At 46.8% G+C, this 14,413-nt stretch carries 11 protein-coding genes; all 11 read right to left on the bottom strand.

What is annotated here, in order from left to right:
* Positions 1-3: 3 nt before the first annotated feature.
* A complete protein-coding gene (locus BUB85_RS03820) occupies positions 4-1,050 on the bottom strand; it encodes a glycosyltransferase family 2 protein (protein ID WP_084533901.1) in 1,047 nt (348 codons plus the stop codon).
* Positions 1,051-1,065: 15 nt separating this feature from the next.
* Positions 1,066-2,373: a UDP-glucose dehydrogenase family protein gene (locus BUB85_RS03815; RefSeq protein ID WP_073105378.1), complete on the bottom strand. Its 1,308-nt coding sequence runs from the start codon at positions 2,371-2,373 to the stop codon at positions 1,066-1,068.
* A gap of 177 nt (positions 2,374-2,550) precedes the next feature.
* Complete coding sequence (locus tag BUB85_RS03810; RefSeq protein WP_073105375.1) at positions 2,551-3,945, bottom strand: flippase; 1,395 nt, start codon at positions 3,943-3,945, stop codon at positions 2,551-2,553.
* 62 nt (positions 3,946-4,007) lie between these two features.
* Positions 4,008-5,066: a glycosyltransferase family 2 protein gene (locus tag BUB85_RS03805; RefSeq protein ID WP_073105372.1), complete on the bottom strand. Its 1,059-nt coding sequence runs from the start codon at positions 5,064-5,066 to the stop codon at positions 4,008-4,010.
* A gap of 88 nt (positions 5,067-5,154) precedes the next feature.
* A complete protein-coding gene (locus BUB85_RS03800) occupies positions 5,155-6,636 on the bottom strand; it encodes an O-antigen ligase family protein (protein WP_073105368.1) in 1,482 nt (493 codons plus the stop codon).
* Positions 6,636-7,631: a glycosyltransferase family 2 protein gene (locus BUB85_RS03795; RefSeq protein ID WP_073105366.1), complete on the bottom strand. Its 996-nt coding sequence runs from the start codon at positions 7,629-7,631 to the stop codon at positions 6,636-6,638. Before BUB85_RS03795 ends, BUB85_RS03800 begins: the two co-directional genes overlap by 1 nt.
* Before the next feature lie 2 nt (positions 7,632-7,633).
* Positions 7,634-8,725 carry a glycosyltransferase family 2 protein gene (locus tag BUB85_RS03790; protein ID WP_073105363.1) on the bottom strand — a complete coding sequence of 364 codons (1,092 nt, stop codon included), beginning with the start codon at positions 8,723-8,725 and terminating at the stop codon, positions 7,634-7,636.
* A gap of 38 nt (positions 8,726-8,763) precedes the next feature.
* Complete coding sequence (locus tag BUB85_RS03785) at positions 8,764-10,056, bottom strand: glycosyltransferase family 4 protein (RefSeq protein WP_073105360.1); 1,293 nt, start codon at positions 10,054-10,056, stop codon at positions 8,764-8,766.
* Positions 10,057-10,075: 19 nt separating this feature from the next.
* Positions 10,076-10,771: a sugar transferase gene (locus BUB85_RS03780; RefSeq protein WP_073105358.1), complete on the bottom strand. Its 696-nt coding sequence runs from the start codon at positions 10,769-10,771 to the stop codon at positions 10,076-10,078.
* 244 nt (positions 10,772-11,015) lie between these two features.
* A complete protein-coding gene (locus BUB85_RS03775) occupies positions 11,016-12,254 on the bottom strand; it encodes a DegT/DnrJ/EryC1/StrS family aminotransferase (RefSeq protein WP_073105354.1) in 1,239 nt (412 codons plus the stop codon).
* Positions 12,255-12,411: 157 nt separating this feature from the next.
* Entirely contained in the window at positions 12,412-14,391 is a 1,980-nt protein-coding gene (locus BUB85_RS03770; protein WP_073105543.1) for a polysaccharide biosynthesis protein, read from the bottom strand.
* Positions 14,392-14,413: the final 22 nt, after the last annotated feature.

Here is a 14,413-nt window from a genome sequence, read left to right as displayed (position 1 = left end):
ATGTTATTCCTCGCAGTCGTTCTCTTCTTTATTCTCCGCGTGACCTTTTTCGTTCTCTTCTTTATTCTCCGCGTGACCTTTTTCGTTCTCTTCTTTGCTCTCCTCGTGACCTTTTCCATATTCCATTTTTCTCACGGAAAACTGAATGTCTTCCAACAGCTTTCTGTTGGCTGATATCACATCTGCCAGAAGCCCGATCACCCCGGCCAGAACTGCGATTATGATCAGCATACTTGCCAGTACCAGAGACTGTATGTGTCCGTTGCCACGGCCCTCGCACAGATACACAAGAAATCGAATGCCTAACGCAACACCTGTCACGCCAAAAATACCGGATATCCAGCTGAAAAAGAACAGCGGTTTGTACATCATAAACGCCCGCCCTATTGTCAGCATGGACTTTTTCACATATCCAAACATGCTGCTGAATAGTCTCGACGGTCTCAGTTCTGCATTTGTACGAATCGGCACAGATTTAACTGCCATCTTCTGACGCCCGGCCTGTACAATTGTCTCAAGCGTGTATGTATATTCATTGATAACATTCATACGCATCGCAGTGTGTCTGCTGTATGCACGGAATCCGCTCGGCGCATCCGGAATATCCGTTTTCGATGCTTTCCGTACCACCCAGCTGCCAAAATGCTGTAATTTTTTCTTCAGTGGTGAGAAATGTTCCGTCTCATCAATCGGTCTTTCTCCGACCACCATTCCAGCCTCCCCGCGAAGAATCGGCTTCACCAGCTTCTCAATGTCCGCACCGCAGTACTGGTTATCTGCATCTGTGTTTACAATGATGTCCGCACCATTCCTTAAACACGCGTCGAGACCTGCCATAAAACCTCTGGCAAGCCCCTTATTGTTTCGGAAGTTCACGACGTAATTTACGCCCCAGTTTTTTGCTACTTCGACTGTATTATCCTTACTTCCGTCATTGATAATCAGATACTCTATCACATCAATGCCATCTATATGTTTTGGTAGATCATTCAGTGCTACCTCTAATGTCTCCGCTTCGTTATAACACGGAATCTGAATTATCAGCTTCATTCGTTCACCCTCGCTTTATCTGTCATTCACTGTAGGTCTGCCTACAGAAGCATATGTTATCCCTGTGTTTTCAAACGCATCCAGCCCGTAGCAGTTTCTTCCATCCAGAACAATTGGCGTTTTCATGAGCTGTTTGTATTTTTGAACATCATATTTCTTTACATCATCCCACTCCGTAAAGATAAAGCATATATCTGCATCCACCAGTGCCTCATCAATACTCTCACAGTACTGGATTTTTTGGTTTGGTATTTTCTTCCGGAAATTATCTGTGCCCACCGGATCCCAGATTCTCACATGTGCGCCATCCTCCAGCAGCAGTGGAACGTTCACCAGTGACGGTGCCTCGCGCAGATCATCCGTTCCCGGTTTAAATGTGCATCCAAGAATTGCTACATTCAAAAACAGAAAATCCTCATAGTATTTTTTCGCTTTTTTGATCAGCTTGAACTTCTGACTGTCATTCACTTCTATTGCAGCCTTCACCGTGCGGATCTCTTTATCATTGAAGCTTGCCAGCCAGCTAAGTGCCTTGGTATCCTTTGGAAAACAAGATCCTCCGTAACCAATTCCCGCGTTCAGGAAACGGTCACCGATTCTGGCATCATAGCCCATGCCTTTTGTAACCTCTGTGATGTCTGCACCTACTGTCTCGCACAGATTGGCAATTTCGTTGACATAACTGATTTTCAAAGCGAGGAAATCATTCGAAGCATACTTCACCATCTCGGCGCTTCTTCGCTTTACGATCAGCTTCGGTGCTTCAAAGTCAGCATACACTCTCTGCAGGATCTCTCCCGGCTCCTCAGACTCCACGCCAATCACGATTCTGGATGCATGCAGTGTGTCCTTCACGGCCGTTCCCTGTGCAAGGAACTCCGGATTCGAAGCTACATAGATGTTGACATCTGCTTTCTGCTTATCATGAATATAAGACTCCAGTTTATCGTTTGTCCCAATAGGCACCGTTGATTTTACTACAACCACGCAGTCGCGCTTTGCACTCTGCGCAATCTGTTTTGCCACCTGATAAACATACGTCAGATTTGCGGATCCATCCTGCTTCTCCGGCGTTCCCACACCGATAAAGATTACTTCCGCGTCCTTGTAAGCTGATACATAATCTGTGGTAAATGTCAGATGCTCCATGTTCTCTTTCATCAGCTCGGATAATCCCGGCTCATAGATCGGTGAAATTCCCTGTTTCATTACCTGTACTTTGTCTTCATCAATATCCACACATGTAACATCATGCCCTTTGCTTGCCAGACATACCCCAGTAACCAGTCCAACGTACCCTGTTCCTGCTACTGCTATCTTCATGATTTCTTCCTCTTTTCGTATTTTTTACATTTTTATTACATTTCTTAATATTTATCGTCATATTATACCATATCCTGCTTGTGAATGCTACCCTTTTTCCATGCATATGATTTCACGCCAAGCCGCTAAAATCAAGCACTACACCGATTATACAGCTCCCAAAGCATTCGCTTCCTTTTATTTCCATACTCCCTTCAGCAGCAATGCCTCAAGATACATTTTGCAGAGTGGTCTCGTCTTTTTATATGCTCCTGTTGCAATAAATGAAGATACTACTTCTGTCACAAGCGTTGCCACCGCCGCACCTGCCGCACCTATTTGCGGTATCAGAACCGCATTCAGCACCACATTGACCGCCGCGCCCAGACCGATGAAATATTTGATATCCTTTTCCTGTTTTTCACATAGCATCCATACGCTCCGCACAGTTCCAAGCAGCGAAAACAATCTTGACCAGATCAAAATTCGCAGCACAGTGGCTGCTGCCATAAAGTCTTTCCCAAAAATAATCCATACCACAAAAGTACCTGCAGCACTGAAAAATACCCCCGCCAGTATGCTGACCCAGATAATGCCTGCACTCAGCTGCTTCATTCTTTTCTGATATTCTTCCTCCCGCCCCTCCGCTTTCAGTGTCATAATAAGGGGGCGTCCGGAATCAATGATTGCATTCGGAATAAAAATCCAGAGATTGGCAACAAGCATTCCAGCCGAGTAAAGTCCCACCTCCGTCTGGGTGGACAGATACCCTACCATCAACTTGTCCATCTGTGTATAGATAGTCACCAGCAGACTAACGGCAATAAAGTGATAGCTATGGCTCATCAGATACCGGGTCATAGACATTGAAAACTTTAATTTGTATCTTTTTGTTCCCGCCAGCGTCTGTGTTCCATCATCTCCGTCCACCGGTTCTGTATTCGTCAGTACCGCTTCGTCCAGCCGGAGCTTTGCAGTGCTCTTGTAATAAAAGTATACCAGCACAATTCCGATTGTTACCGCATCCAGCACGGTTGCCCAGGCAAACCACGCGACCTGTGCTTTGACAAGTACCAGAATCAAACGCAAAAGGCAGACCAGCGGATAGGATATGCTTCTCGCCAGCGCCACGTATTTTGACTGCAGCACCGACTGAAAATAATAGTCCAATGTATCAAACGCCACAAAAATCAACGAGACAGACTGAATCATGGTAATCGCAAGTATCACCATCTTTCCCGGATTCAGCACCCACACAAAAACAGCTGTCAGTGCGAGCGACAGGAGGCTGGAAATCAAACGGAGCACAATTGTCGTCCCTAATATTTCTCCATTTTTTTCTCTTTGCTTCACCAATTCATTTACAATAATTCCATCAATTCCAAGTTTACAGACAATGGTGAAAATCTCTATGAATGCCAATCCATAACTAAGATAGCCATACTTTTCTGTACCGAGATAACGAGACACCATTCCAGTGACCACAAGAGACAGCGCCATATGAAAGACCTTGTCAAAAATCAGCCATCCTGTATTTGTCAGAAATTTTGCCGCATATGGATTTTTCTTTAGTTTTTCCAACAGCTTACTCATCTGTTTTCCTTTCTGTCGTTTTGCTTCACCGACACAGCATTCTGCGCGCCTTCACGGTCAGATTATCTGTTCAACTTTTCTTTTAGTCTGTAAAATATACTTCCACATTTTGTTTTCAGGAATGCCTTCATGCGCATCCAGACTCTCATCCGTCCAAAATGACGACTTTCAAACAGACGCAATGCGATCCGCGCATATTTCCCAGCATACCGTTCTTTGGCGAGCATGCGCTGTGTCAGCTCATCCCGGCGAATCCGCTCTATATCTTTGTATTTTTCTCTCACCGGCTTTTTCCAGCACGACTGCAGCATGTTCTCAAGACAGCACACCAGATCATTCTGAAAATAACTCACCATGCTCTTCTCACTGGCTCCAATGTCGCGCCCCCAGCGATCCAGCGCATCATAATATTGATTCACGAACACTTTCATGATCTGAAAAAAATCATAGGGCAGCTTTCCCTGCTCCACCTGGCCGCTTGCCCGGTAGCAGTATGAGGCTGTCCCGATGATCTCTGCGCGATCGCACCGTTCAAAAAACAATACGTTAAAGATACCGTCCTCCAGCCTCCGCATCTTCGGAAACTCAATACAGTACTTCTGTATAATTGACGCGCGGTATAGTTTATTCCACGGGAACCCCAAAAGTCCCTCCGGATAATGTTCTATAAAAAAGTCTCTCACTTCTTCGCTGTCAGAGAGTGTCTGCTCCGGATACGCCGTCCTCCCGCGGAACCGATTGCTCTCTTCGTCCACGAACTCTTCAAAACCGGCAACGACCACGTCTGCATCGTGCTTTTCCTGTGCAGTCACCAGTTCCTCCAGCATAGCCGGTCTGTAGTAATCATCGGAATCCAAGTACGCGATAAAATCGCCCTCTGCTATCTGCGTCCCTCGGTTTCTCGCCTCTCCTGCACCTCCGCCATTCTCCTTTTCCAGCACGCGAATCCGGCTGTCTTTCTGTTCCCAGGTTCTGCAAATGACTCCGCTGCTGTCCGTGGAACCGTCGTTGACTAAAATCAGCTCCCAATCAGTATAAGTCTGTCCGAGGACAGACTTAATGCCGTGTTCTATGTATTTTTCGCAGTTGTAGACCGGTACGATTACTGATATCTTTGGCATATCTTACTCCTTTTCACGCCTGCTCTGTCTTCCTCTGTCCCGGGTGCTCTTTGAGCGTTCCGTTCCCAGACTCTGTCTCTTTGCCGCGTTAATGATTTTCATCAGATTTCTCCTGATCTTCTGCCTGTACGAAATACATGGTATATCCATAGATCATGAAAAACAGAACATAGAAAATACCTACCCTGTACAGTATTCTTGCCTCCATAGTCTCCATTACTGCCATGGAAAACAGAATCGTCACGCTTGCGAGAAATAAGTGGTTGTCTGTAAAGCCCTGCTGTTTAAACCCATAACGGCAGATTCCTTTGAGTGTCAGGATTACGAACACTGCAAAAATCAGAAATCCAACAATTCCGGATGACACCAGAATCGTCAGGTACATGTTATGCAAACCACCCACATCCAGACTTGCCAGCCATATCTTACTGGTGATGTAAGACTTGCATCGGTCGTATACATTCTCCCTGCCGATTCCAAACACAGGCGTCTTCTTAAATTCCTGCAGTCCGGCATTCCACAAATCCGTACGCCCGGTGAGCATGCCGCCTTCCCGATCCTCCGTCTTTTCTTTTCTGGTAAGACTGACATTCCTGTTCTTCGCCTTATGAACCTTCACCGTACCCGGCAGCAGCTTGCTCTCAACCAGATCTGTGCTTACCTTCCTCGGTGTTTCCGTTAAATTATAACAGACATGCGGTACATAGCAGAGCCCATTTCTTACGCTTCCTTCCACGCCGAGCAGCACCGCGATCATTACCAGTGCCACCACCGCTGCCTTCGCATAGTGTCCAATCGTAATCAGTCCTGTCTTCGCCAGTTTTTTTGGAAGCAGTACAATAACCATGATCCCCACTCCCATCAGCAGAGAAAACGTCGGCGCCCTGGATCCGCACAGCACCAGACACAGGTACTGAAGTATTAGATTGAAGATTAAAAAGACACGTTTTCCTTTGTATTTTTTTATTTTATTCTGTTCCAGAAGTGCAGCCAGTGTCAGAATGATCGAAATAACATTCAGGGTCGCACCTGTATTCGGATTATAAAGTCCCCACAATCGATTGTCATACAAACCGATGTGCATCTCTGCCCCCTCAATCTTGTACATCACATTGAGCTGGATCAGAAATGTCCAGAAGCAGACCAGTGAGCAGACAAATGTCGAATAGATTATCGTCCTGTAGACACATCGGATCTCTTTGATCACAGTCTCCCTCGGGCGGGTCATGTCCACGCCGAAAAACAGGACCAGAATGATGATCATGTGGCACCATGCTTTCACATTTTCAGAAAAATGTCCACTTCGATTGATCAGAATCGTGATTCCATAGGACGCGATAAACGCACACAGACACCAGACATACTTTGAACGCAATACGGGCGGACAGCTTTTGCTCTTCCAGCCCTTATAAACCTCATACAGCAGCAGCACTCCCCCTACCGGAAGCAGGATCTTAATATACTGTGAATATTTCTCATGTAAAAAAGGCACTGCACTGATCAGCATGGCTATAATAAACACACATTTATAAATTACGTTAATCTGGTTCATTGCTTTATCTAACTTCATTAATTTCTCCCCATTAATTTGTTTAATTTTCTGTCGTCAAATCCCAAATAGTGCAGGATCACTGCCTGGTGATAGCGCTTGTCCGTCGCCTGCGCATTTTGCGGGTAGTTGGTTTTCAGATATGCCCGCAATTCCCTCGCCTGCTTTATCCCCTCTTTTCTGTCCGGATTGAAAATCAATGCGATGTTATACTGTGTATGAACAATCAGATTTACCTTCCGCTCCAGATATGCTTTCCTGGAACCTGTATAGTCTTTCGATGCCGCAAACCGCAGCATTTCTTTTGTCACCTGATCGTGGTGGCTGTAGCGCTTCACATAATTCGCCGCCGCCACGCTCTGATTTGCATTGCCCACCAGATACTGGTAGATTTCAATTGGCAGGAACGTGATCGTCCGGCTTTCGCAGGTCGCCTTTACAATATATTCGTAGTCCACATAAAAAATGTGTTCCAACAGATGAATTTTGTATTTTTTCAAAACCTCAAGTTTCACCGACAATGTGTGGATCATAATGTAGGATCCAATGTCCTCTCGGCTGCATATATCCGCAAACTGCAGTGTTTTGTTTTTTTCAACATAATCCGGCAGCTGAAAATGCTCGGTCTCTCCAGTCACCATATGTACTTCCCGCTTTTCGTCAATGACGATATCCGTCTCCAGTGTTTTCATCTGCTCGATCAGGCTCACGAGATTGTCCGTATTCACCCAGTCATCGCCATCAATGACACGGAAATATTTCCCGGTGGCATGGTCGATCCCCGCGTTCACCGCCGAGCCATGTCCACCGTTTTCCTTGTTGATCAGACGGAAGATTTCCGGATATTGCTCCACATAGGTCTGTGCAATCTCCGCCGTCCGGTCTGTGGAACCGTCATTGACAATCAGTACCTCCAGCGTTTCCTTTAAACGGTCATCCGCATAGGTCGGTAAACCTTTATTCAGATATTGCTCCACATTGTAGCTTGGAACTGCAATGGATAGTATTTTTCCCATAATTATCTCCCTGATTTTACTTTTGAATAAACCATCGGCAGCGCTTCCCGCGCGATGTAAACAAACCGCCCCAGTGCCAGACAGAACATTGCTTTTTTCCATTTCAGACAAAACAGTGCAACCGCCAGGCTGACACTTCCACTGGATTTTGCGCAGGGAATCAGCTCATTGAAGAGTGAACTGGCGAACACTTCCCTGCACCATTTGTAGCGTTCTTTGTTGTGCATACCAGACCGCTTATCGCAGTTTCGCACCAGCGCGGACACAATATACCGCCCGTAAAGACTGCCCAGAATGCTTCGCACCTCCTGGGTGTCCATGTTCCAGTAATTGTATTGGTCAAATATGATGTCAATGCGCCGTTTGTGAAGTGCATAGTAATCCGGTACAAACTTATTCGTCAGATTGGCCTCCATTCGTTTCGCGTAGTGATACGGCGTGATGGGCAGCAGATTCATCCGTTCAATGTCCGTACAGAATTTCACATTGAACACAATATCTTCTATGAGCTTCACATTCTCATACTGCAGATTCAGTGTACGCATATACGAAAGATCATAAAATTTGTTCCACGCATATCCGTAGAGCGTCTCCTGCTCCAGATAAATCACATTTTTACGGAGTCCTTCCGCTGTCTTGTAATAAGCTTCCTGCGGTGCAACCTTATGGCTGTAGCTGAGATTTCCTTTTTTATCGTAATACTCCTCGATCAGACCAAACACGACAATCTGTGCTCTGTTCTTCTGCAATGATTTGTACACCTCTTGCAGAAGACTGTCATCCACATAGTCATCCGGATCCATGAACCAGATATATTCTCCGGATGCCGCTGCGGCACCTGTATTCCGGGCAGGACTTAAGCCTTTGTTTTTCTCGTGGTGAAGCACCCGGATTCTCGCATCTTTGTCTGCATACTCCTGCGCGATCTTCGCACTGTCATCTGGCGTACAGTCATCTACCACAATCACTTCCCAAGCGGTAAATGTCTGTGCAAGAATGCTGTCTATTGCTTTTCTGATGTAATTTTCCACACCGTAGGTCGGCATCACAATGCTGAAATACGGTCTCTGCTCTGACTTAATTTGCTGTTTCATAATTTTTCCTCTGTATCGTCATTGGTTTTCTCGAGCGATTAGCCGTTCACACCTTTTGACCGGTCGATTACGGTTTCAATCAACTCTGCGATTTTTCTGTAAGACTTCGGTCTGTCAAACTGCTCAGCGGCAATTTTCCGTGCCGTCATTCCCATCCGTGTTCTCGTCTCCTCGTCATTGTACAGGCTTTCGATCGCATCCGCAAGGATTGTTACATCCTCAGGCATAATATTGATTCCGAATCCATCCGTCTCCACTTTTTTCCGGAACTCCGGACTCATGCAGGTATTGATCATGGGCCTTCCCGCTGCAAGGTAATCGCCTATTTTTGTCACGATGCTCTGGGGTGCTTTTTTGACAAAGGAGTTGACCAGAATATCGGATTTTGCCAGATACGCGGCCATCTCCGGATAGGGTGCATAACCCACAAATTCTACATTGTCACACTTCCGCTCCTGTGCAAGTTTCTCTAATTCTTCTTTGAGCGGTCCTCCCCCGAGAATCTTGATGCGGATATTGCCCGGATCTTTCTTTTTCATTTCGTCTGTGGAATAAAGTGCTGCCCGCTTTTTCAGTTCCTCGCCCGCCAGCACCATGGTTCGGATGTCATAGCTCGTCCCGATTGTTCCGGCGTAGGATACCCAAAATTCATCGGCACCTTTCTTCGCTTCCACTTCCGGACCGTGCTCTGCGACTCCCGCGTCGAACTCTGCCAGTTCATTTCCCACGTACACCGTTGCTTTCGGCACGCTGAGCTTTTGGTTTTTCAACGGCCGATCTCTGTATTCGTCAGAGGTTCCAATGATTCCACTCACCAGAGAATATACTTTTTCCGCATCTCTCTGCAGCGGATGGAACAGGATATCGCTGACTACAGGGACGTCCAGCACCATCCGCATAGCCTCCGGCCACAGATCGTTGACATCCGGAACAAACGGGATGTTGTGCGCTTTTGCGTACTCTGCTGCCGCGAGTGCCACATCATTCGGCGGGATCTCACAGTAGAGCAGATCGTAATCCGGCGTCTCCTCCAGAAGCTTTGTCAGATTTTTTGCCGCGATACTGTGGCTCTTAACACGCTTCAGATCAATATTTTTCCTGTACCCCGGCTCATAGATAAATTTCAGGCCAAACGGATACACACCCCCATCGATGTCTTTCTGAATCCGCTCCATATCACGCTGCTCTTTCTCCCAATGCTGGAAGGTCGTCGTGATCAGATCCACCTCATATCCGGCCTTTACCAGAAATTCACTCAGATAACGGAATCTCGTATAGCCCTTCTCATCATTTAATTTTACGCCCATCGTAATGACTGCTATTCTTTTCATAGTATTCTTTCCTACCTTTTTATCGAAGTACGGCAAGAACCGTCTTTATCATAATGCGGATATCATTTTTTATGCTCATACTGCGGATATCCTCCAGATTGTATTTCATCTTTTCGGGAAGAGCACGCTTTACGTATGCCTCTTCCATATTCATGCCTTCTGCCATGCACTGCTCCAGCACGTCATCCTCATCCTTGTATGCGATACTCGCCGTGGAGGTCACCCCCGCCGGTAAAAGCAGTGTTGCATACATCTCATCAGTATACTGCTCCACGTACTTCATCACCTCCGGTCTGGTTCCCACAAAGGTCATATCCCCGGCGATGATGTTGAACAGCTGCGGAAGTTCATCCAGCCTGCACTTGCGCAGTTTATTTCCCACTTTTGTGATTCTTGCATCCCCGGCTCCAGTCACAAGTGGTCCTTTTTTGTCCGCATCGGTCACCATCGTCCGGAACTTGAAGATCCGGTAGATTCTGCCGTACTGCGTCACTCTCTCCTGCCGGTAGAACACCGGTCCGCGGCTGTCCAGCTTTATTGCAATGGCTGTAATCAGCATCACAGGGGACAGGATCACCGTCAGGAAAATAGCAAGAAAGAAATCCAGCATGCGCTTTAAGCGCAGGTCAGACTCCTTCTTACGTAATAGTATATAATATGGCTTTACAGCCTCTCTCTTCATTTTCCCAGGTAGTGCAGACCACTTATTCAGCATGGCAATCGCTCCTTTTGCTTTTCGATTTCAATATATAATTCCAGTTGTTCGCAGAGCCGTTCGACAAATGTAGACGCTTGGCTCTCTTGCGGGCTTTGTATCATGAATTAAAGTGCCAATTCATGATCGTCATCCGCCGTGCCGTTCGATTCCGCTCTGCTTCATCTCACTCGCGGGCTTTCGCCCTATCAGCAGGTGACGACAAGTATTTACTTATGTGCAAGCACAACGTAAACACTTGTCGTCACCTGCTGGCACTGCTCTTTGCTGTCGCGTACATTATATCACAAAATGTGTTAATAACATACTCTACTTGTTCATCCTTCAGACAGGTGTGGAGGGGGAGGGTGATTTCATTCTCAAACTGGCGGAACGCGTTTGGGAAATCTGTTATGTCGAACCCCATATTTTTGTATGCTGTCATCATCGGAAGTGGCTTGTAATGGACGTTCGCTGCGATTCCTGCCTCTGCCATTCTGGTGATGACCTCGTTGCTTTCTTCTCTGGTCTTTCCGTTCATGCGGACGAGATAGAGGTGGCCGCTGGAATGTGTCTTTTCTGTGTAATGCTCCAACACAGTAACATCCAGCTCTTTAAACGCTTCGTCGTATCTTTGAATAATTTCTTTTCTTCTTCTCAGGAGCTCTGGATAGCGTTTTAACTGTGCCAGCCCGATGGATGCCATGATGTCCGTCATGTTGCACTTGTAGTACGGTGCCACGATATCGTATTCCCAGGCGCCGAGCTTCGTCTTAGCCAGTGCATCCTTGGACTGCCCGTGGAGGGAGAGCAGCATAAATTCATGGTAAAGCTCTTCGTTGTCGATGCCATCCCGCCTCGGCCAGATCACGGCTCCGCCTTCTGCTGTCGTCAGATTTTTTACAGCATGGAAGGAGAAGCACGTGAAGTCCGCAATCTCCCCTGCTTTTCTGCCGCCGCGGGCTGCTCCGAACGCATGAGCCGCATCTGCCATGACGAGGATTCGCCCAAAAGCGCGTTGTCTGTCATTTCCTGCGGTGAAGAGCGATTTTTTCCGCTCCGCAATCTCCATGATCTCCTGGTAGTACGGATATACAATTCCCGCAAGGTCTACACAGATTACCGCCTTGGTCTTCTCCGTAATTGCGGCTTCAACCTGTGCCGGATCCATATCGAACGATCCCGGCAATGTATCCACAAGTACCGGAGTCGCCCCAACATGACAGATCACACTGCAGGTCGCCGTATATGTATATGCCGTGGTGATAACCTCATCTCCCGGTCCGATTCCCATCACGCGGAGCGTCATCTCCATACAAGCGGTTGCCGACCCGAGTGCCACTGCCATCAGGGACGGAGCTCCCTCCGTCTGGCAAAATTGTGCCATCTCTTTTTCAAAGCGCTTGGTTTTTGGTCCCGTGGTAATCCAGCCGCTCCTGAGAGCGTCTGCCACTTCGTTTATTTCAGCTTCTGTGATATCCGGTGGTGAAAACGGTATGTTCATTGTGCTGCTCCTTTTTTCTGATATTTCATTCATTGTGTTTTGTTTTTTATGGGTAACGTTTCCGGGAATCTTCTGTACATAGCAATGCATTCCCACAATCAGATTTGGGGACGAGTTAAAACCTGTCCCCTTCTGCCTGTCTTATTAATATTCGTTTTTATTTTGCTGCGGGAGTATCCGCGATTCCCTGCTCCAGAAAATCGCTTGGCAGATCTGAGCTTACATCTGGGAAATCATCTTTCAGACTCTCCTGAATCAGGCGGTCACGGATGATATCCGCTTCTCGCAGATGATAAGTCGGCACAATCTTGTGAACGATCCTCTTCATATGGTCTGTCTCACCGTACGCCTCTTTGTAGAGAGCCGCGAGATCAGCCTGAAATTCCTTCTCATCAAAATCAATCGGTTTCCCGATATGAATCAGATTGTTCTCCGTTGCCTGAAGGCCCTCCTCGCTCATGAGCATTTCCTCGTAAAGCTTCTCCCCCGGCCGGAGTCCGGTGTACTTGATCTCCATGTCCACCCCGAGCGTGTAGCCTGAAAGACTGATCAGATTTTTCGCCAGATCAACAATTTTAACCGGCTGCCCCATATCCAGAATAAAGATTTCTCCGCCTTTGGCGCTTGCACCGGCCTGAAGCACAAGGGACACTGCCTCCGGGATTGTCATAAAGTACCGAATGATATCGGGATGTGTCACCGTGACCGGTCCACCTGCCTCAATTTGTTTTTTGAAAAGTGGAATCACACTTCCGTTGCTTCCGAGTACATTACCGAAGCGCACCGCCACATATTCAGTTTTGGAATGGTTGTTGAACATCTGTATAACCATCTCGCACATTCTCTTGGTGGCTCCCATGATGTTGGTCGGGTTTACCGCCTTGTCCGTTGAGATGAGAACAAACTTCTCCGCTCCAAATTTATCTGCTGCCAATGCTACTTTATATGTTCCGAAAACATTGTTCTTGACTGCCTCGTTCGGGCTGTCCTCCATGAGCGGCACATGCTTATGCGCTGCCGCATGATACACGATGTCCGGACGGTACTGTGCAAACACACTGTTGATCTTGCGTCCGTTTCTCACCGAACCGATCAAAACTACCAGATCCAGATTCGGAAAATCCTGCTTTAATTCCTGTTGAATATCATACGCATTGTTTTCATAAATATCAAAAATAATCAGTTGTTTCACTCCGTTTGCCACGATCTGGCGGCACAGCTCGCTGCCAATGCTCCCGCCGCCTCCGGTGACGAGAACCACTTTGTCCGAAACATAACGACCGATTTTTTCTGTCGTAATCTGAACCGGCTCCCTGCCCAGAAGATCTTCTATCTCAACCGTTCTAAGCTGCGATGCACTGACCTCGCCATTCACCAGCTGATAAACACCCGGAAGAATCTTGAGTTCACAATTTGGCACCTGCTGACAGATCTGAAGTATCTGCTGCTGATCCCTTTTTCCTGCACTCGGAATTGCAACGATAATCTCTGTAATTCCAAACTTTTCTGCATATTTCAAAATGTCATCACGGCCGCCGACAATCTTGATTCCATGAAGATATGTCCCGTGTTTTCTTTTGTTATCATCAATAATGCAGCAGATCTTTGCATCCAGCTCTGTGCTGAGCTCCAGCTCTTTCATAACCATGTTGCAGGCCTCGCCTGCTCCGATGATCATCGTATTTCTTGCATGTGCTCCGTGAATGTTCCCGCGGTAAAGAAGTCGAACCAAACGATACGAAAACCTGCTGACACAGGTCAGCAAAAACAGTGCCGTTGCATAAATCAAAAAGTAACTTCTGTAAATAGTCCTGTATGTCAAAAAGTAAAACAATACATTGGCCAGAACAGACGCCGCACAAGCTTCCATAATATAAACCAGCTCTTTGATGCTCGCGAATCTCCACAGGCTGGAATACAGCCTGAGAAGCGCAAATATCACCAAAGTTGCAAGGGTGTTAACCCATGCGACATCCCTGACAGATGTCATATATTCGATCGGGATCTCGGATGTGTGCATATTAAAGCGTATCCACAACGCCAGAAAGGAACTCACATTAATGAATATCGCGTCCAGTATCAGATACAGCAATTTGTATACAAATGAAAGATTCCATCTTTCTGTGATTTTTTTCATCATGTCGCTCTTCTTTCTTTTT

Source organism: Hespellia stercorisuis DSM 15480 (assembly GCF_900142165.1).
Classification (GTDB): Bacteria; Bacillota; Clostridia; order Lachnospirales; family Lachnospiraceae; genus Hespellia; species Hespellia stercorisuis.
This window is presented reverse-complemented; position numbering and strand designations above follow the sequence as displayed.